Raw genomic sequence first — 18,473 nt, 5'->3', positions numbered from 1 at the left:
GGACTCTACCTCAAAAGCGAGAACTTGGTAATACACATAGATATACGCTTGTCCTAAAAAAGAACTAGAAACAATACAGGGTCAATCTGCAAGAGAGTAAAATCATACTAACGCATGAAGAACTGCTGTTATGCAAAGTTTGTATCGGGCGCTTCTACCCTTACGATTGGAGAGGTATGGAACCCATTCGTTTTGCAAGTATTGGCACAAGTCACATTGCAGAAGTTTTTCTTGACGCGGTCTCAACGCTTCCTGAAGACATTGCCTACGTTGGCTGCTATTCCCGCTCTCTTGAGAAGGCACAGGAATTTGGTTCGGCTCATGGTGCCCATTTGTTTTTTGACGACCTTGATAAACTCGGTGCTTGTGAAGAGATAGATGCTGTTTATATAGCAAGCCCTAATACACTTCATTATGAGCAAGCTCTTCGTCTTTTACGTGCAGGTAAGCATGTATTACTTGAGAAGCCCTTCTGCCCAACATATAAAGAGGGCCTTGAGGTTTTTCAAGTTGCACATGAATCGGGCGTACAGATTATGGAGGGGTTGCGCTCCATCCATGATCCAGGTTTTGGTGTTGTAAGAGATACCATGAAATCTATTGGCACCACTCGTTCAGCAACCATCCGTTTTTCAAAGTTCTCCGGTCGTTGGGAGCTTTTGCAGTCCGGGCAGACACCTTCATGTTTTGATCCTCGCCGTGCTGGTGGATCACTGTTGGATATTGGTATCTATACGGTAGAGTTTGCTATTGGCCTTTTTGGCGCGCCTGATACAGTGCAGGCAACAGGCGTGCTTGTGGATGTTCCTGGCATTGATACAGCGCTGCCATACCATCAAATTGATGTTTCTGGACAGGCCTTATTAGGCTACAAAGACAAGGTTGTAAATCTTTCTTGGGGTAAAACCTCTGATAATCATATTCCTTCTCAAATTGAAGGAGAAAAGGGCACCATTCTCATTACAACCGAATCGGATCCTCGTGCAGTTTCTCTTGTCATTCCAAAGCCCATTACTGGTGCCTGGGGAATGGGTGAAGGTGTAGAGCATCCCTTAGATGTTGAAGATGCACCAAATAACATCGCCTGCGAGCTCAAAGATTTTGTGGCTGGTTTGCGTGGACAGGACGCAGAGATTATGTCCATTGAAGAATCCGAGCGCGTAACCCTCGAATCTCTCCGAGTGATGGATCAGATTCGTGAGCAAATCGGTGTTATTTTCGCGTAAGGACTCTCTGTGTTCTAAAGTGCAGGGAAGGGCATAACAGATGCATCGGGGAAGCTCTGATCAGGTTCAGTTGCTTCCCCGCGATAGCGACTAAGTCCATCAACAATGATGTGATTTACGCCAGGTAAAACCTCTGCATGATAAGCTGTGACAGCATCTTCCATTGGATCGCCATCAATCTGCAGAGGAATGGGATCGGAGGACAACACATCGATCGATCGTCCTCTAAAGCTTTCGATGTGAGGGCGTGCACGCTTGGTTCCAGCTTTATCAAAAAGCACAGCTGCGCCTGTCTGAAGCAATTCAACAGGTTGTGAAACCTCTAAGACTATGACATCGAGAAGACCATCGGTCATTGAGTTGTTAGGAATGATCTCTATTTCATTTTGAATCATGGCGTTATTTGCCACGATACAAGCAATGCCAACACGCTCATGTACGATCCCATCAACGGTAATAGTGAAGTGCGTAACCGTTGGATTGAGATTAGAAAGGGCGGCGGCAAAGTAGGCTGCCTCACCTAAACTCTGTTTATTTATTGCAGCCGTTCGCATGAGATCGGCATCATAGCCAGTGCCTGACATCATGCAGAACCCCTTTGTACGCTTGGTGCCATCTGGAGCGATCCAACTCATCTCACCGAGATCGGTTTGGATGGTGCGGCATTTTCGACAAGCCCTTGCGATTGAAGCAGGTTCAGGTGCATTACCGAGATTGATAAAGGTGAGGTTGGAAGTTCCTGAAGGAAAAATGCAGGTAGGAATGGAACGGTTGCGCAAGGCATAGAGAAGCGATGCCATTGTGCCATCCCCGCCAGAAAGTACAACTAAATCGTAATTGTCTACATCAGAAACAACATCTTCAGGCAAAAAGTCACGGCTGGGAACACGAAACGTTGCCTCATCTCCTGCATGAAGCAATGCTCGTTGAAATTCATAAATGGCGTCAGAACCAAAGCCTGACATCTGGTTATGAATGATTAGTGCCCTCACTTCACGCCCTTCCGTTTTCTGATCACCCGCAAAAAATGTTGTTATGGCATATGATACGAACGGAACCGCATGAGGTCGATTCATACACTATGCCATCTTTGAGAGCGGAGTGTGCAATGGAATGACTTTGTATAGTAGCGGTTTTTGCTCGAAACTGAAACCGGACCATTTAAGGACTGCACGTGTACATAACCGATTCAAATCAGTTGCAGACATTTATTGAAAAGGCAGCCTCTGCTCGTGTGGTTGCAATTGATACTGAATTTTTGCGTGAACGCACCTATCATCCCAAGCTCTGCCTTATACAAGTGGGCTATGAGGGAGGTTGTGCGGCAATTGATCCTTTGGCTCTTGAAGACCTTTCTTGTCTGGTGGATTTGCTTGTCAACCCAGATGTCACAAAGGTCTTTCATGCTTGTTCGCAGGATCTGGAAGTTATCGATCATGCGCTGGGTTGCCATGTCCATCCTGTTTTTGACACACAGCTTGCAGCTGCATTTTTAGGACATCGCATGCAGATGGGCTATGGAGCGCTGGTGGAGGCGTATACCGGCGTGCATCTACCAAAAGCTGCCTCTCTGACCGACTGGTCGCATCGACCTCTTGATGAAGAACAGCTTGAATATGCAGAAGATGACGTTCGTTATTTACCCAGCATTTATCAGCAGATGACCGATGAACTCGTTCGTCTCAATCGCTTAGGTTGGGTGTTACCTGAGATGGAGGATCTGGCAGATCCTGCTCGTTATCGTCATGATCCACGCAAGGCATACCTCAAGCTCAAACGATCTGGATCACTGACTCGTCGCCAGCTGTCGGTTGCTCGAGAAGTTTGTGCTTGGCGAGATCTGTGTGCAGAAAATCGCGATATTCCGCGTAAATGGGTGTTGTCTGACGAAGTTATTGTTGAAATCTGCAAACTTTCGCCAGTGTCTGTTGATCGTCTTCTCAAAATTCGAGGAATGGATCATCTCTCAGAGCGTGATGCTCAAACTGTCGTGGAAGCTGTGCGTCGAGGTCGCGCCTGTCCTATTGAAAAAACGCCGCGACAGGAAAGGCGTCCGCGTCCTTCAGCGGATCTTGAAAGCGTAATGGATCTCATGTATGCACTGGTGCGGCTTGTCTCAGAACGCTCTGGGGTTGCAACACAGCTTATTGCGACGCGGGATGATCTTCATGAGTTTGCACTTGATCCTGCTTCTTCTCGACTCTCACAATCCTGGCGCTCTGAGCTGGTGGGTGACTTATTGAAGCGCTTGCTTGACGGTCAGGTAGGTTTGACTGTTAAGGAAGGGCGCGTGGAGATACTTTAGCCACCAGATTGTGTTGTCACAATGCTGCCTGTTGGGTATAAAAGTGCCAACCAAGCCTGTCACTCTCCAACGGCAAAACAGGCATGGTGAGGAGGAGATTTGTAATGTTTTATGGGTATCCATATGGTGGATTTAACACCGGTTATCTACTGCTTATTATCATCTGCACAGCTATTGGATTAGGTGCTCAGGCCTATATCAAAAGGACGTATGCTCGTTGGTCTAAGGTCCCCGCGCAGATGGGGGAGACGGGCGCACAGGTAGCAACCGATATGTTGCATGCACAAGGGGTTACTAATGTTGGCATTGTGCCTGTGGCGGGAGAACTTACCGACCACTATGATCCTCGCGACAACAACTTGCATCTCTCGCGTGAAAACCTCACGGGTGGCTCCGTGGCATCGGTGGCGGTTGCCTGTCATGAGGCTGGCCATGCTCTACAACGAGCTACAGGTTATGTGCCTATGCGTATGCGCAGCGCTCTTGTTCCAGTTGTTAATGCGGCATCCAGCATGTGGATTCTCGTTTTCTTTGCGGGAATTATTCTTAATGTTGCTGGCCTCACTACATTTGCAATTATTTTGTACGCCTGCACGGTCCTTTTCCAGCTGGTAACCCTGCCGGTGGAAATTGATGCATCCAGACGCGCTGTAGCCTACATTTCTAATAGATGCGGCTTTGATAGAACTGCTGAGGAAGGCGCTCGTAGCGTCTTGATTGCTGCCGCACTTACGTATGTTGCTGCTGCACTTGTTTCTGTCTTGCAGTTGCTCTATCTGCTTTCACGGAGTAGGAATGACTAATACTTCACCACTAAGTGTCAGCGAAGCGGTGCGTTTTGCCGCCGGTGCCGTCAGCTCTCTGCCAACAATGGTGGTTACAGGAGAGGTGAGTGGCTTCCGCGGCCCAAATGCACGTTCTGGTCATTGCTATTTTCAAATTAAAGATGATGCTGCGGCAATGGACTGTATTGTATGGCGCGGCATATATGCTGCTTCGGGTGTTCAGTTGCGCGATGGTTTGATGGTCCAGCTTACTGGCTCATTCGATATCTATGAACGCACGGGGCGGTTGAGTTTTAAAGCAAAGGCACTTGCTGCTGCAGGCGAAGGTATTTTGCGCCAAAAGGTTGCTGAGTTAGCACGACGCTTGGAACGCGAAGGCTTAATGGATCCCGCTCACAAGCGTCCAATTCCACGCTTTTGCACACGAGTTGCGGTTGTAACATCGCTCTCTGGTGAGGTTATAGACGATGTTCGTCGCACCTTAGCAAGAAGAAACCCGCTGGTAGAGCTTGACGAGGTTGGTTGTGCAGTCCAAGGTGATGGAGCTGTGCAAACTATTTTGCGCGCTCTTTCAGTTGCTGCTGCTTCTCAGCCTGATTGTATTTTGTTGGTGCGTGGCGGTGGCTCATTTGAGGATCTTATGACCTTCAATGATGAGACACTTGCACGTGCTGTTGCAGCATGTCCTGTACCGGTAGTCACTGGAATTGGGCACGAACCTGATACTTCAATCTGTGACATGGTTGCCGATAGGCGTTGTTCAACTCCTACGGCAGCAGCAGAAAGTGTTGCCCCTGCAATCGATGAGATAGTCTCACAAACAAATGAGCGGCAAGAGCGTTTGGCGCGAGCGTTTTTTGCAAGGCTTGAAAGAGAGAATCGAGCGTTTTCGGATCTTTCGCACCGTTTGGGCTTAGCTGCCAAGCGTCGCATTGAATCTGAACGCGCTGCACTTAATGCATTGGCACAACGCCGATGCCTTTCTAATCCGGCAAGCATTGTAGAGACGCAAGAGCAGTCATTACTCCTTACTGAGCAGCGTCTTATGGATGCATTGCCGCGGCAGGTTGAACGTATTTCTGAACGTGTAGAACGTCTTGCGGGAAGACTCTACACCTCTTCGGCATATGTTGTACAACCACATCGCAATACGATTGAGCGCGATGCAAGAACCCTTTTAGCGCTTTCGCCACTTGCGGTACTTCAGCGTGGATATACCATTGTTCGTGATGAAGCTGGCCATGTCATATCTGATACTGAGCAGGTGAAGATAGGAGATAACCTGTCGGTCATGCTTGGATCTGGTTCAGTTGAGACATGTGTAACTGATGTTGCTCATACCAATATGCATAAGGAAAGGAGAGGTAATGGCTGAAAACGCCGAGCCTAGACCTGTTGAAGAGCTCACATTTAAAGAAGCTTCTGTCGAGCTTGAGCAGATTGTTCGTTCTCTGGAAGCGGGCGATCTGGAACTTGAGGATGCTCTTTCTCGATATACCCGTGGGGTGGAACTGCTTCGAGACTTACGAGAGCGCCTTGCCTCTGCAGAACAAAAAGTACAAGTTCTTCTTGATGCTACGCAAGCCGAAGCGCCCGACACGACTGCTGCGCCTTCAACAGCTTTTGTTGATGAGTAAGTGCGTAAGACTATGCCTCGGATGAGGCAGGAAGGAGATAGTATGTCTGATTGTATTTTCTGCAAACTTGCCTCAGGAGAAATTCCTACCGATATGGTCTGTGAAAATGATCTTGCTGCGGCCTTTAGGGATGCCAATCCGCAGGCTCCAGTGCATGTTTTGATTGTTCCAAAAGCACATCATGACAACATTTTGGACAATGTAGATGCTCAGACGCTCGCCGCAATGACGGAGCTTGTTGGTGAGGTTGCTCGCCGCGAAGGCATTGATAAAACTGGTTTTCGCGTCATTATGAATACCGGCGCTGATGCAGGCCAAACAGTGATGCATCTCCATATGCATGTCCTCGGCGGCATCGAGATGGGCGAGGGACTGTTATAAAACTCTTTGTTTAGGTCTCCACAAAGACCCGTGAGGTCGTATTATTTCCAAGGGCAGATGTGCCCAGAGACTATATCAATTCGGAAGGAGTCCCATGAACGTCCTTGTTATCAATGCTGGTAGCTCAAGCCTGAAATATCAGTTGCTTGATGTGGATACTAAAGAGGTCTACGCCAAAGGCAACTGTGAGCGTATTGGCATTGAGGGGTCTTTCATTGGTCATGAGGAGCTTGGTGGAGAGAAGCAGAAGCTCGAGGTTGCCCTACCTGACCATAAGACGGCTATTACCTATGTTTTTGATATTTTGAAAGACATAAATAAGCCCATAGGAGGCATTGGCCACCGAGTTGTTCAGGGTGGTTGGTATTTCCCCGAGTCTGCGGTTGTTACCGATGAGACACTTGCATGGGTTCGTGAAGTTGCGCCGCTGGCCCCACTTCACAATTATGCAGAGGCAGATGTTATCGAGATTTGCCGTGAAATGTTCCCTGAGATTGGCAATGTAATTGTTCCGGACACCGCTTTCCACTACAACATGCCTGAGCGTGCTTGGCGCTATGCTCTTCCTCGCGATGTGGTTGATACCTACCACATTCGTAAATACGGCGCTCACGGTACGTCTCATCGCTTCATTTGGCGTACCGTTCATGAGCTTATGGGCGACAAAACGCATAAGCTTGTAAGCTGCCACTTGGGTTCCGGCGCAAGCCTTTGCGCAATTGAAGATGGCAAGTGCATGGATACCACTATGGGTCTTACTCCGCTCGATGGTCTTATCATGGGTACTCGCTGCGGCACACTTGATCCCGCAACGGTGTTCTATCTCAATCGTGTTGGTGGCTATTCTATCGATGATATCGACACGATGATGAATAAGCAGTCTGGTCTGCTTGCTGTGTCCGCCGTTTCTTCTGATTCGCGTGATATTGAAGAAGGAGCTCACAACGGGGATGCAAACTGCCAGATGGCGCTCGACATGTTCTATTACCGCACAGCTCAACTCTTTGCAGAGATGGCATCTTCTATGGAGGGTGTCGACACCATGGCCTTTACAGCTGGTATTGGCGAAAACTCTCCTGAGATGCGTGCTGGTGTCGCAGATCGTCTCGCCTGGATGGGTGTCAAGATTGACCCTGCAAAGAACGAGATCCGTTCTGACGAGCCGCGTGTGATTTCTACGCCTGATTCTTCAATTACTGTGATGGTAGTACCTACAAATGAGGAATACATGATTGCTTTGGATGTTGTCGACCTGCTCGGCTAAGTAGGCAAGGCATAGAATGAGTGATAAGGGCGGCAACCGTCTTGGTTGTCGCCCTTATCTGTAGGTCCTCTCAGCTTCAAAGGAGAAAGCTATGCGCTATACAGCCGTTATCTTTGATATCGATGGAACACTGGTTGATTCTACGCAAGCTATTCATGATGCCTTGCAGATGGTTGCCGTAGATATACGAGGTTACCGTCTTACGCCTCAGGAAATGGAACTGGGACTCTCCTTGCCGGCTCCACAGGCGTTAGCAGCGGTTGGCCTTCCAAGTAATGAGGAAACAGTTGACCTGTGGCTTGATCATGAATATGAGCTGTGGGGCGATGAGGTTGGCCCCTTTGAGGGGATAGAAGAGCTGCTTGATATACTTGCCCAGCACAGGGTTGTAATGGGTGCTGTGACTTCTGAAACAAGCGATGAAATGAACCGTGGTTTTGCTCGGTTTGCCATAAAACAGCACATGCGTGAAATTATTACAGCAGATGATACTGAACGACATAAGCCAGATCCCGACCCCTTACTTGCCTGTCTTGATAGATTACATATCGCACCCAATCAGGCGCTCTACGTAGGGGATTCTGTTGCAGATGGTTTATGTGCCAAGGCTGCTGGCGCAGATTTTGCTCTTGCCTGTTGGCGGCAAGACCCTGTTACAGAGCAGGTGCCTTGCCGCGTGCGACTTTCTTCTCCGCTGGAACTCTTGCAGCTCCTTAACGATGCATAAAACAGCGGGGTCAAGCAAGAAATAGTTAGAGCAGCTCGATAGTGAAGGCGTGACGCGCGGTGACTCCTGGTGCGAGAAGTTCCATGCCACGTTTATGTTCAAACATATCGTCTTCGTCGAGAGCAGTTGCACAGCCCATCCATGGTTCAATTGCAACAAAGGGAGCATCGTGCATCTCTGACCAAACACCTAAATAGTTGAAACCTTTGAATGAAACACGCACACCATGAGAGGTCTTTTTGCTTTGAAGTGTTACCACGTTATCAGGTACGTCCTGAAATACGATGGTGTCATGCTCACGGAATGGATCATGAGTTAATGAGAAGCTATCAGCATTCTTGAGGACTTCCCAGGTGTGATCGAAATCTAAGAGTCCGCTTTCATGATCAAGTGAAGGGGATGCATAGGACCACGCACGGGCAAATTTCAGTTCATAATCTTCAAAGGTTTCTTCTTCATCGAGTGGAGCATTAAAGGCCGGATGAGCACCAACTGTGTAAGGCAACTCAACGGTGCCCGTATTTTCTACTTCATAGCGCTGTTCAAGCGTGGTTGGACCGATGAGGCTATAGCTCATACGCAGGACAAAATCGTAGGGAAATTGCTTGCGTGTCTCTTCCGTAGAACGAAGCTCATATTGAGCTGATGTTTCATCCGAAGAGAGAAGGGTGTGTTCAAAACGACGAGCCAAGCCATGACGGCCCAACTTTACTTCGCCAGCAGCAGAATGTGCCTGGTCATTACGAAGTGTTCCGACAATAGGAAACAAAATAGGCGCCTGACCAGACCACCATTGTGGATTGCCCTGCCATAAATACTCTTTATTGTGAGCGCTCAGGCTCGTGAGCTGTGCTCCAAACGAGTCAATAGAAGCAGAGATAGTCCCATTGCTAATGTGAGTAATCATATATTGCTTCCTCCGCATACAACCGCTGCTCTTATACTGCACCACGTTTACAGACAAACGCTTCATTCGAGCCTTCATCTGAAATAGACTCTCTTCAATGTGCCTGTAGGAGGACACATAAAAAGGAGAGGATCTTAATGGCAAGACTACACGTAATGGAGCGTAGCGATGCCCAGGTGGTCATGGATGATCTCCATAAGGCCATTGAACGGCGCTTAGCTGTAAGTTCCTTAGCTCCATGTCCGGTTGAGTTTACGATGGCCTTTGTGCAGATGTGTGCAACTCAAAGCTGTGGAAAGTGCACACCGTGCCGCATCGGTCTTACCGTACTCAAAGAGCTTATGGAAAGCGTACTGGATGGTACCGCGAATGACTATACCCTCGATCTTATCGAGCGAACTGCGCGTACCATTTATCTTTCCAGTGACTGTGCTATTGGTTATGAAGCAGGAGAAATGGCGCTTCATGCTATCAAGGGCTTCCGTGATGACTTTGTCTATCACATTAAGCACCATGCATGTGGCTTTGAGCAAAGCCAGCTTGTACCTTGTGTTTCAGGCTGTCCTGCTGGCGTGGATATCCCTGGCTATATTTCGCTCGTAGAGGCCGGTCGCAATACTGATGCAGTGCGCCTTATCCGCAAAGACAATCCATTGCCGCTGGTCTGCGGGTATGTGTGTGAGCATCCGTGTGAGATGCACTGCCGCCGTGGCATGGTGGATGACCCGATGAATATTCGAGGGCTTAAGCGTTGGGCCGTCGATCATATGGAATCCAACTATCGTCCCCACAAAGCAGAGCCCACGCATAAGCGTATTGCAGTTGTTGGCGGTGGTCCGGCTGGTCTTTCATGTGCCTACTATCTGGCTATTATGGGTCATGAAGTCACTATTCTCGAAGCTCGCCATAAGCTGGGCGGTATGTTGCGCTACGGCATTCCAAGCTATCGTTTGCCTCGTGAACGGCTTGATTCTGAGATCCAGTGGATTTTGGATTGTGGTATCGAAGCGCACTGTGATGTCCGTGTTACTGATTTAGAGAAACTTCGCTCGGAATACGATGCTGTTTATCTTGCTATTGGTGCTCATGCTGATAGGAAGCTCGGAATGGAAGGGGAGGACGCTGTTGGCGTTCTGTCTGCTGTGGAGATGCTTCGCACCATTGGTGACGGAATCATTCCAGACTTTAGTCATGAGCGTGTTTGTGTTGTTGGCGGCGGCAATGTTGCTATGGATGTGGCTCGTTCCGCAGTTCGCTGTGGTGCTCAAAAGGTCACTATTGTGTATCGTCGTCGTGTAGCCGATATGACCGCGCAGGATGAAGAAATTGCAGGTGCAGAAGCAGAGGGGTGCGAGTTGCTTGAGCTTCATGCACCGCTCGCTATCGAAGCACCTGATGGCTATGTAACCGGTCTTCGTGTACAGCCTCAGATAATCGGTGGTCCTCGTGGTGGGCGTCCAGCTCCTCGTGCTGCGGATGCACCCGAAGAGGTTATTCCTTGCGACCGCGTAGTTGTTGCTATTGGACAAGCTATTGAGTCTGAAGACTTTGCAGCCGCTGGTGTGCCCTGCTCTCGTGGCAAGATTGTGGCAGAAGAGGATGGTTCCGTACCTGGTTTTGACGGTCTTTTTGCCGGCGGAGATTGTCAGTCCGGTCCCGCTACGGTCATTCGTGCGATTAATGCAGGTAAAGTTGCAGCGGCAAATATTGACCACTATCTCGGGTTTGATCACAAGATTGATAAATTGAGCGTTGAACTTCCACCCGTCCAGTTCAAGGGCAAGCTTGCATGTGCTCGTTGTGAAATGACGACGCGTGAAGCTTCCGATCGTAAGAATGATTGGGAACTGGTCGAAAACGGTCTTACCAAAGAGGAAGCACTTCAAGAGGCTTCAAGATGCTTGAGGTGTGATCATTTCGGATTTGGCGCATTCCGTGGCGGAAGGATTATGCAATGGTAAAGCTTACGATTGATGGTCGTACCGCCGAGGTTGCAGACCATACAACTATTTTGGACGCGGCACGCTCTGTGGGCATTAATATTCCAACACTATGCTATTTGCGAGAGCTTAACGAGATCGGCTCATGTCGTGTTTGCGTGGTAGAAATCGAAGGCATCGAACAGCTTGTAGCTGCTTGCAATAACTACGTATTAGACGGAATGGTAGTACATACCAATTCACGTAAGGTGCGCGAGGCTCGCAAGCTAAACGTAGAGCTTCTGCTCTCAACGCATGATTCCGAATGCACAAGTTGTGTTCGTTCAGGCAATTGTACGCTGCAAAGCCTTGCAAACGATCTTGGTATTTATTACCTGGATTATGGCAACAAGCACCTTGTGCATACCCCCTGGGATCGATCTCAGCCACTCATCCGTACGAATTCGAAGTGCATTGCCTGTCATCGCTGCATTCAAGTTTGTGACAAAGTGCAAGACTCTCACGTGTGGGATGTCACCAGTAGAGCAACACATACCGTGGTCAATGTACGCGGCGGTCTTGATTTTTTCGAAGTGGATTGCACGCTTTGCGGACAGTGCATCACACATTGCCCAACAGGAGCGCTTCGCGAGCGTGACGATACAGAGCGCGTGCTTGATGCGTTGGCAGATCCTTCTGTAACGGTGGTTGCTCAAATAGCACCTTCAGTACGCACGTCTTGGGGAGAGGGGCTAGGTATTCCCAAGGATCAGGCCTCGTTGGGTAAGCTGATACGTGCATTGCGTATGCTGGGCGTAGACTACGTTGTAAATACTGATTTTTCCGCTGACCTCACTATTATGGAGGAGGGAAGCGAACTCTTAGAGCACCTTGATATATCTCAACATGGGGGACATCCCATGTTTACCTCTTGTTGCCCGGGATGGGTGCGTTATGTAAAAGCACATTATCCTGAGCTTGTGGATGATCTTTCGACTTCTAAGTCACCCCAGCAGATGTTCGGCGCCATTCTCAAAACGTATTACGCCGATTATCTCGGTCTTGATCCACATAAGATTTTCTCAGTATCCATTATGCCGTGCGTAGCCAAGAAGGCTGAGTGTGCATATCCCAATATGAATGATGCCTGCGGCGATCCCGACGTGGACGTGGTGCTTACTGTTCGAGAGGTTGAACGTCTCATTCGTGCCGACCATCTTGATGTTGCCAACCTCGAAGACGCTCCTTTTGATGATCCTTTGGGAACTGGAACGGGTGCCGGTGCAATTTTCGGAGCAACCGGTGGTGTTATGGAGGCAGCTTTACGCACTGCCTACCACCTTGTTACAGGAAAAACGCCTGTTGATGATATGTTCCAGGCAGTACGAGGGTTAGATGGTTGGAAAGAAGCAACTTTTGATTTAGATGGAACGAATGTGCGTGTTGCCGTGGTGAGCGGCTTGGCAAATGCAGGCAAGCTTTGTGATGCAATACTTGCAGGTACCGTGCATTATGATTTTGTTGAAGTAATGGCCTGCCCCGGTGGTTGTGTTGGCGGCGGCGGTCAGCCCATCCATGATGGTGATGAACTTGCCGGTTCGCGCGGACAAGAACTGTATGGGTTGGATAAAGTAAGCCAATGGCGCAACTCTTACGAGAATCCAAGCATTGTTACGTGTTATCGTGAATTCTTAGAGGAGCCACTTTCCGCACGAGCTGAAGAGCTGCTCCACACCAATCACCATGCTTGGTCTATGCCGGGCGAGCTAAGGAGGTAGGCTTCTTATGAAAAGAAGAAGATTTCTTTCGATAACAGCGCTCATCTGTGCGCTGAGTTGTGTTTTGGCGCTATTTGGTTGTTCTGGTCAAACAAATTCTACGGAAGACACCTCTACACAATCAGCGTCTGCTGATCCTGTAACCGTGCGCGTGGGATCGCTTTCTGGACCGACCACTATTGGCATGGTCTCCTTTATGGAAAAAGCCGATGCACATGAGACAAACAATACGTATGAATTTACCGTTTCTGGTGCTGCTGACGAGATCGTTCCGTCTTTGATTAACGGCGATCTGGATATTGCACTTGTACCTGCCAACGTTGCTGCTACGGTTTACAATAAGACCGATGGTGGGGTAAGTGTTATCGACATCAATACGCTCGGTGTTCTCTATGTAGTAACTGCTGATGATTCGATTAAGACCTTTGATGATTTAGCAGGTAAAACTATCTATATGACCGGTAGGGGGCAAACTCCTGAGTATGTCATGAACTTCTTGCTCAGCAAGGCCGATATTAAAGATCAGGTAACAATTGAGTACAAGAGCGAGGCAACCGAAGTAGTTTCTGCACTAGCTGCTGATCCAAATGCCATCGCAGTGCTTCCTCAGCCCTACGCAACTGTTGCACAGTCACGTGTTAAGGATCTTCAGGCTGTGATCGATCTCAATGACGTGTGGGACACTTATGCGGGTGACGGCGGCCGTTTGGTAACCGGTGTCACCGTTGTGCGCAATGATTTTCTTAAGGATCATCCAGAAGCCGTCCAGGAATTCCTTGATGGACAGTCTGAATCTGTAAAGACGGTCAACAGTGATCCTTCTGTTGCAGCTGAGCTCGTTGTCAAGCGTGGCATTATTGATAATGCAGATGTCGCAGCTGAGGCAATTCCTGGATGCAGCCTTGTTTGCATCACGGGTTCTGAGATGCAAGATGCTCTTTCTGGTTATCTGAAAGTTCTCTATGATGCCGATCCAACTTCTGTTGGTGGTGCTCTTCCTGGAGATGATTTCTACTGGCTCGGGTAAGTCCAGAGCATTCGTTTTCTTCTCGACGGATGGGTCAGAACAGAGGGCTTTCTAAGCCCTCTGTTCGTGCTGTTCGTCGTTTTTTTGTCATACTTCTTTGGATTGTGGTATGGCAACTTGCGAGTATGGTCATTGGCACAGACCTTCTTTTAGCAGGGCCAATCTCTACATTTACAGCTCTCGTGCGCGATGTTGTTGAGTCAGCATTTCTTTCTACTGTTGGTTTTACTCTTACGCGTGTGATGAGTGGCTTTATATTGGCGTTTATCCTTGCCCTTGTTTTAGGAATACTTTCTACTTCTTTTTCGGCGGTCTATGAGTTTATAGCTCCTGTGCTGTCAGCCATGAAAAGTGTTCCGGTGGCCTGCATAGTTGTTTTACTTTTGATCTGGATTGGCTCTCGTAACGTGAGCTTTGTGGCAGTGGTTTTTGTAGCGCTACCTGCACTTTATTTCTCGGTAACCGAAGCTTGCTCAGCTCGTGATACTTCATTTGATGCACTTTTAAAAACACTGAGGGTTTCTCGTATACGTCGTTGGCTTGCAACCACGTGGCCTGACCTGGTTCCTTTCTTAATTGCTTCAGGAAAGACCTGTGTTGGCATGAGTTGGAAGGCTGGTGTCGCTGCAGAGCTGATAGGCATCCCGCAAGGAAGTATGGGAGATAGGGTGTATCAAGCAAAGTTATTGTTCGATACGGCAGACCTCTTTGCTTGGACAATTGTGGTAGTGCTGCTTGCTTGGGCTTCAGAACGTCTCTTTTTATGGTTGCTTGGTTCTTCTCGTACATGGGCACTCAATGCTGCATGTCTATCACGTCCTGGTGGGGATTCTCAGAAGGTTAGCAAGGCAGCTGAAATTGCTCTTCATGAAGTGACGGTCTCCTATGGAGATCTGGTAGTTGGTCCCTTTGAGATTGATGCGGATGCAGGATCAAGAATGGTATTTACTGATCCATCTGGTGCCGGCAAAACAACAGCATTCCGAATACTTCTTGGCTTTGAGAGCGCTTATGATGGCGAAGTTTTACGACCGAAATCTCCGAGCTGTATGTTTCAAACAACAAAGCTAGTTGAAGGTATGAGCGCGGAGGCAAATCTTGTATTAGCCTGTGATGGCCTATTGTCTTACTCCGACGCCCAAGCACTCCTTTTAGAGTTATTGCCCGCATCGGCGCTTGATCGTCCTGTAAGTGAGCTTTCAGGCGGCATGAGACGACGTGTTGAACTTGCGCGTGCTCTTGCTGTGTCGAGTGATGCCGTGTTGCTTGATGAGCCCTTTTCATCCCTTGATGATCTTACGCGCAAAAAAGCCTGTGAATTTGTTTTACGTCATTTACAGGGAAGAACATTACTTGTTGCCTCGCATGATGAAGGGATAGCAGCGCTTCTTAAGGCTTATGAAGATCGTGTTCTAGCATCCTGAAATTTTTCTGTCGTTTTTGTTGAGGATACCGTTCGCCGAGTTGGGTGGTCTTATCCGTCTAATTGGGGGATGATTCCCTAGGGGATTTTCTCGCACGAGAGCTGTTTTCGTGCCTGTTTTTTTTGGACAGCCCTCAAAGCAAAGGAGGTATCATGGTTCAGGATGATTTTGCGCGGCTTGGTCTTGCCTATGACGACAGTCGTATAAAGCTCAATCTCAGCACCGCACTGCTTGTTGAAGAGGCTATTCGTAGAGGAGAAGGTGTTCTTTCAGATACCGGATCCCTCTGTGTAACTACAGGCAAATATACCGGCAGGTCTCCACGTGATCGTTTTATTGTTGACACTCCCGATGTGCACGACAAAATCGCTTGGGGCAGTGTAAATGTCCCCTTATCAAAAGAGCATTACGAGAAGATCAAGGAAGATACTGTCGCATATCTTAACGATCATGATCTGTTTGTGATGCAAACAGTTGCAGGCGCGGATCGTCGTTATTCTCGCAACTTTGAGGTCGTGTGCGAGCTTGCAAGTCAGGCGCTTTTTGTTCATCAGCTGCTTGTGCGTCCAATGCCTGCGGAACTGTCACGCTATGCACCTAATTTCATGGTGCTTGCTGCCCCCGGTTTTAAATGTGACCCCGCTATTCATGGGACAAATTCTGAAGCTGCGGTAGTTATCAACTTTGAGGATCGCACTATTTTGGTATGTGGTACCTCGTATTCTGGTGAGATTAAGAAGTCCATTTTCTCCGCTATGAACTACTTGTTGCCGGTGGAAGATAACGTTTTACCCATGCATTGCTCATGCAATATGAATCCGCGTTCCAAAGGAACAACAGTATTGTTTGGTCTTTCTGGAACGGGAAAAACAACCCTTTCGGCTGCTCCTGGTCGCAATCTTATTGGCGATGACGAACACGGTTGGGCCGATGATGGCGTGTTCAACATTGAGGGCGGCTGCTATGCCAAGACTATCAATATCACACCGGAGACTGAGCCCCAGATTTACAATGCCATACGTTTTGGATCCGTTTCTGAGAATGTAGTGCTCGATCCCCAGACGCGCATCCCCGACTTTGACGATGTTTCCATCACTGAGAATGGTCGTGTGGCATATCCAGTTGAATTTATTCCCGATGCTGTGGTTGATGGTGTGGCTACGCGCGTCCCCGACGTAGTTATCTTTCTTACCGCAGATGCATTTGGTGTATTGCCGCCTATTGCCAAACTTTCAACCAATGCAGCTATGTATCACTTCATAACTGGTTTTACCTCTAAGGTTGCTGGTACCGAGCGTGGTATTACTGAGCCTCAGCCCACCTTCTCTTCACTGTTTGGTGAGCCGTTTATGCCTCTGGATCCCAATGTATATGCCAAGATGCTTGGTGAGCGCATCGAGAAAGGTGGAACACGAGTTTATCTCGTCAATACCGGCTGGACTGGTGGACCTTATGGCGTTGGTCACCGTATGAAGCTTTCGCTTACCCGTAAAATGGTAAATGCAGCCATGTCGGGTGTTTTAGAGGCGAGTGGCTACTGGCATGAGCAGCGCTTTAATCTTGAGATCCCCAACCTCTGTCTTGGTGTATCACGTAAACTGCTCAATCCACGTAATACGTGGGCTGATAAAGCTGCTTATGATGAGCAGGCAGAGCGTCTTGCTACCATGTTTGAAGAAAATGCCCGTGTGAACCACCCAGACATGGCAGAAGAGGTGAGAGCGGCAGGTCCGCATCCTCTGGGCGGCAAGAAAAAGCGTGGTTAAGCTCATGTGGTAACAAGCTGTGTTGAATAGGGTAGTGGTGTGGCATGGATGAAGTTGCCAGTAAAAGACTTGCCGCATACGAAGCCTTTGCTTCTGAGGTTCGTTGTGAACTCCAAGATATTTCTGAACGTATGGGAGTTCTTAAGACACAAGGCAAAGTTCGCACTGCTACCTATCAACAGCTCTTTGCTCTCCGTATGACCTTGCAAGAAATAGATGCTCGACTCAAGATATATAATCTATGAAAAAAGACCGCACCCACAAAGGATGCGGTCTTGTATTAAAGCCTGAATTTCTTTATGCCAGATCGTGGGCATCGGCAATCTGTGCCTGTACAGATGTAATAGCTACAACGCCCACAATGTCGTCTGCTGAGCAGCCACGTGAAAGATCGTTTACCGGCTTGGCAATGCCCTGCAGAATGGGGCCATAAGCTTCGGCTTGTCCAAAACGCTGAACGAGTTTATAGCCAATATTTCCGCATTCAAGGTTCGGGAAGACCAAAACATTTGCATGACCCGCAACGGAGCTTTCAGGAGCTTTGAGAGTAGCCACCTCAGGGACAATTGCTGCATCAAGCTGGAGATCTCCATCGATGGCAAGATCAGGAGCCTTATCCTTTGCAAAGGCAGTGGCTTCTTGGACCTTCTTAGCTGTATCTCCGCCAGCGGAACCCATAGTAGAGTAGGAAAGCATGGCAACCTTTGGTTCTACTTCGTTCATAAAAGTGCGGAAGGAATTGGCGGAGGCAATTGCAATTTCAGACAGCTCGTCGGAGGTTGGATCGATATTCAGACCACAATCTGCGAACACGAGTGTTCCATCAACACCGAATTCTGGTGTTTTCGTGCACATAACCATAAACGCAGAAACAAGTTTGGTGCCGGGTGCTGTCTTGAGAATCTGAAGGGCAGGACGAAGGGTGTTAGCGGTTGAATGGCAAGCGCCAGAAACAAGGCCGTCAGCGTCGCCCATCTTTACCATCATGGTGCCGTAATACGTTGCATCCATCATCTGGGCGCGCGCTTGCTCAATAGTGACGCCCTTCTTTGCGCGCAACTCAGCGAATTTCTGGGCATAAGCTTCGTGTTTAGGAGCAGTGGGGCTCTTAGGATCAATAACGGTTACGCCCTCAACATCAATTGTGGCGGGGTCGCCCAAAATAACGATGTGGGCAAGATCTTCGGCTACGATTTTGCGCGCAGCTTCAAGCGTGCGTGGATCTTCACCTTCCGGTAAAACAATTGTCTTCTTGTAGGCTTTGGCGGCAGTTTTCATACGCTCTAGAAAATCGCTCATTGTAGTCCTCTCTCTATGCCTTCCATGT

General features: G+C 48.6%; 17 protein-coding genes. 14 read left to right on the top strand and 3 right to left on the bottom strand.

The genetic code is table 11. The annotated features are described in order from the left end of the window. The first annotated feature begins 176 nt into the window (after nucleotides 1-176). The gene (locus ACQY6Y_RS08385) at nucleotides 177-1,226 is read left to right on the top strand and encodes a Gfo/Idh/MocA family protein (protein WP_428379887.1); all 1,050 of its coding nucleotides are present in this window, start codon (nucleotides 177-179) and stop codon (nucleotides 1,224-1,226) included. Nucleotides 1,227-1,240: 14 nt separating this feature from the next. On the opposite strand, the gene ACQY6Y_RS08380 is transcribed toward ACQY6Y_RS08385, so the two are convergent. Then, on the bottom strand, nucleotides 1,241-2,218 hold the full coding sequence (locus ACQY6Y_RS08380; protein ID WP_428379886.1) for a diacylglycerol/lipid kinase family protein: 978 nt from the start codon (nucleotides 2,216-2,218) through the stop codon (nucleotides 1,241-1,243). 182 nt (nucleotides 2,219-2,400) lie between these two features. Between ACQY6Y_RS08380 and rnd the strand changes: the two genes are divergently transcribed. The 7 genes from rnd (at nucleotide 2,401) to ACQY6Y_RS08345 (ending at nucleotide 8,325) form a co-directional block, all read left to right on the top strand. After that, nucleotides 2,401-3,531 (top strand): ribonuclease D, encoded by a 1,131-nt coding sequence (gene rnd, locus ACQY6Y_RS08375; protein WP_428379885.1) that lies wholly within the window; start codon nucleotides 2,401-2,403, stop codon nucleotides 3,529-3,531. A gap of 104 nt (nucleotides 3,532-3,635) precedes the next feature. Next, nucleotides 3,636-4,334 carry a zinc metallopeptidase gene (locus tag ACQY6Y_RS08370; protein ID WP_428379884.1) on the top strand — a complete coding sequence of 233 codons (699 nt, stop codon included), beginning with the start codon at nucleotides 3,636-3,638 and terminating at the stop codon, nucleotides 4,332-4,334. Next, the gene (xseA, locus tag ACQY6Y_RS08365; RefSeq protein WP_428379883.1) at nucleotides 4,327-5,691 is read left to right on the top strand and encodes an exodeoxyribonuclease VII large subunit; all 1,365 of its coding nucleotides are present in this window, start codon (nucleotides 4,327-4,329) and stop codon (nucleotides 5,689-5,691) included. The genes ACQY6Y_RS08370 and xseA overlap by 8 nt, the downstream gene beginning before the upstream one ends. Continuing rightward, nucleotides 5,684-5,953 carry an exodeoxyribonuclease VII small subunit gene (gene xseB, locus ACQY6Y_RS08360; protein WP_428379882.1) on the top strand — a complete coding sequence of 90 codons (270 nt, stop codon included), beginning with the start codon at nucleotides 5,684-5,686 and terminating at the stop codon, nucleotides 5,951-5,953. The genes xseA and xseB overlap by 8 nt, the downstream gene beginning before the upstream one ends. Before the next feature lie 42 nt (nucleotides 5,954-5,995). Continuing rightward, entirely contained in the window at nucleotides 5,996-6,334 is a 339-nt protein-coding gene (locus tag ACQY6Y_RS08355) for a histidine triad nucleotide-binding protein (RefSeq protein WP_428379881.1), read from the top strand. 94 nt (nucleotides 6,335-6,428) lie between these two features. Next, nucleotides 6,429-7,598: an acetate/propionate family kinase gene (locus tag ACQY6Y_RS08350; RefSeq protein ID WP_428379880.1), complete on the top strand. Its 1,170-nt coding sequence runs from the start codon at nucleotides 6,429-6,431 to the stop codon at nucleotides 7,596-7,598. Nucleotides 7,599-7,689: 91 nt separating this feature from the next. Beyond that, nucleotides 7,690-8,325, top strand: coding sequence for an HAD family hydrolase (locus ACQY6Y_RS08345; protein WP_428379879.1), 636 nt, complete (start codon nucleotides 7,690-7,692; stop codon nucleotides 8,323-8,325). Nucleotides 8,326-8,350: 25 nt separating this feature from the next. On the opposite strand, the gene ACQY6Y_RS08340 is transcribed toward ACQY6Y_RS08345, so the two are convergent. Further along, on the bottom strand, nucleotides 8,351-9,232 hold the full coding sequence (locus tag ACQY6Y_RS08340) for an aldose 1-epimerase family protein (RefSeq protein WP_428379878.1): 882 nt from the start codon (nucleotides 9,230-9,232) through the stop codon (nucleotides 8,351-8,353). A gap of 137 nt (nucleotides 9,233-9,369) precedes the next feature. Here ACQY6Y_RS08340 and ACQY6Y_RS08335 point away from each other — a divergent pair, with 137 nt between their 5' ends. The 6 genes from ACQY6Y_RS08335 to ACQY6Y_RS08310 all read left to right on the top strand — a co-directional run bounded on the left by ACQY6Y_RS08335 (nucleotide 9,370) and on the right by ACQY6Y_RS08310 (nucleotide 17,391). Next, nucleotides 9,370-11,193 (top strand): NAD(P)-binding protein, encoded by a 1,824-nt coding sequence (locus tag ACQY6Y_RS08335; protein ID WP_428379877.1) that lies wholly within the window; start codon nucleotides 9,370-9,372, stop codon nucleotides 11,191-11,193. Then, a complete protein-coding gene (locus tag ACQY6Y_RS08330; protein ID WP_428379876.1) occupies nucleotides 11,187-12,929 on the top strand; it encodes a [FeFe] hydrogenase, group A in 1,743 nt (580 codons plus the stop codon). Before ACQY6Y_RS08335 ends, ACQY6Y_RS08330 begins: the two co-directional genes overlap by 7 nt. Nucleotides 12,930-12,936: 7 nt before the next feature. Continuing rightward, entirely contained in the window at nucleotides 12,937-13,956 is a 1,020-nt protein-coding gene (locus ACQY6Y_RS08325; protein WP_428379875.1) for an ABC transporter substrate-binding protein, read from the top strand. 29 nt (nucleotides 13,957-13,985) lie between these two features. Beyond that, nucleotides 13,986-15,380 carry an ATP-binding cassette domain-containing protein gene (locus ACQY6Y_RS08320; protein ID WP_428379874.1) on the top strand — a complete coding sequence of 465 codons (1,395 nt, stop codon included), beginning with the start codon at nucleotides 13,986-13,988 and terminating at the stop codon, nucleotides 15,378-15,380. 152 nt (nucleotides 15,381-15,532) lie between these two features. Beyond that, nucleotides 15,533-17,146 carry a phosphoenolpyruvate carboxykinase (ATP) gene (gene pckA, locus ACQY6Y_RS08315; protein ID WP_428379873.1) on the top strand — a complete coding sequence of 538 codons (1,614 nt, stop codon included), beginning with the start codon at nucleotides 15,533-15,535 and terminating at the stop codon, nucleotides 17,144-17,146. Nucleotides 17,147-17,190: 44 nt separating this feature from the next. Next, complete coding sequence (locus ACQY6Y_RS08310; protein ID WP_428379872.1) at nucleotides 17,191-17,391, top strand: hypothetical protein; 201 nt, start codon at nucleotides 17,191-17,193, stop codon at nucleotides 17,389-17,391. Nucleotides 17,392-17,443: 52 nt separating this feature from the next. Here the strand turns inward: ACQY6Y_RS08310 and pta are convergent, their stop codons facing one another. Further along, complete coding sequence (gene pta / locus ACQY6Y_RS08305; RefSeq protein ID WP_428379871.1) at nucleotides 17,444-18,445, bottom strand: phosphate acetyltransferase; 1,002 nt, start codon at nucleotides 18,443-18,445, stop codon at nucleotides 17,444-17,446. Nucleotides 18,446-18,473: the final 28 nt, after the last annotated feature.

Origin of the sequence: Olsenella sp. Marseille-QA0557 (genome assembly GCF_965119725.1) — a bacterium.
GTDB classification, from domain to species: domain Bacteria; phylum Actinomycetota; class Coriobacteriia; order Coriobacteriales; family Atopobiaceae; genus Coprovicinus; species Coprovicinus avistercoris.
This window is presented reverse-complemented; position numbering and strand designations above follow the sequence as displayed.

Bases quoted from the DNA above. Each gene is read 5' to 3' on its own strand.
- ACQY6Y_RS08310 (WP_428379872.1), top strand. From the start codon at position 17,191: ATGGATGAAGTTGCCAGTAAAAGACTTGCCGCATACGAAGCCTTTGCT.
- xseA (WP_428379883.1), top strand. From the start codon at position 4,327: ATGACTAATACTTCACCACTAAGTGTCAGCGAAGCGGTGCGTTTTGCC.
- ACQY6Y_RS08370 (WP_428379884.1), top strand. From the start codon at position 3,636: ATGTTTTATGGGTATCCATATGGTGGATTTAACACCGGTTATCTACTG.
- ACQY6Y_RS08330 (WP_428379876.1), top strand. From the start codon at position 11,187: ATGGTAAAGCTTACGATTGATGGTCGTACCGCCGAGGTTGCAGACCAT.
- ACQY6Y_RS08385 (WP_428379887.1), top strand. From the start codon at position 177: ATGGAACCCATTCGTTTTGCAAGTATTGGCACAAGTCACATTGCAGAA.
- ACQY6Y_RS08340 (WP_428379878.1), bottom strand. From the start codon at position 9,232: ATGATTACTCACATTAGCAATGGGACTATCTCTGCTTCTATTGACTCG.
- ACQY6Y_RS08320 (WP_428379874.1), top strand. From the start codon at position 13,986: ATGGGTCAGAACAGAGGGCTTTCTAAGCCCTCTGTTCGTGCTGTTCGT.
- ACQY6Y_RS08335 (WP_428379877.1), top strand. From the start codon at position 9,370: ATGGCAAGACTACACGTAATGGAGCGTAGCGATGCCCAGGTGGTCATG.
- xseB (WP_428379882.1), top strand. From the start codon at position 5,684: ATGGCTGAAAACGCCGAGCCTAGACCTGTTGAAGAGCTCACATTTAAA.
- ACQY6Y_RS08355 (WP_428379881.1), top strand. From the start codon at position 5,996: ATGTCTGATTGTATTTTCTGCAAACTTGCCTCAGGAGAAATTCCTACC.
- ACQY6Y_RS08350 (WP_428379880.1), top strand. From the start codon at position 6,429: ATGAACGTCCTTGTTATCAATGCTGGTAGCTCAAGCCTGAAATATCAG.
- pckA (WP_428379873.1), top strand. From the start codon at position 15,533: ATGGTTCAGGATGATTTTGCGCGGCTTGGTCTTGCCTATGACGACAGT.
- ACQY6Y_RS08325 (WP_428379875.1), top strand. From the start codon at position 12,937: ATGAAAAGAAGAAGATTTCTTTCGATAACAGCGCTCATCTGTGCGCTG.
- pta (WP_428379871.1), bottom strand. From the start codon at position 18,445: ATGAGCGATTTTCTAGAGCGTATGAAAACTGCCGCCAAAGCCTACAAG.
- ACQY6Y_RS08345 (WP_428379879.1), top strand. From the start codon at position 7,690: ATGCGCTATACAGCCGTTATCTTTGATATCGATGGAACACTGGTTGAT.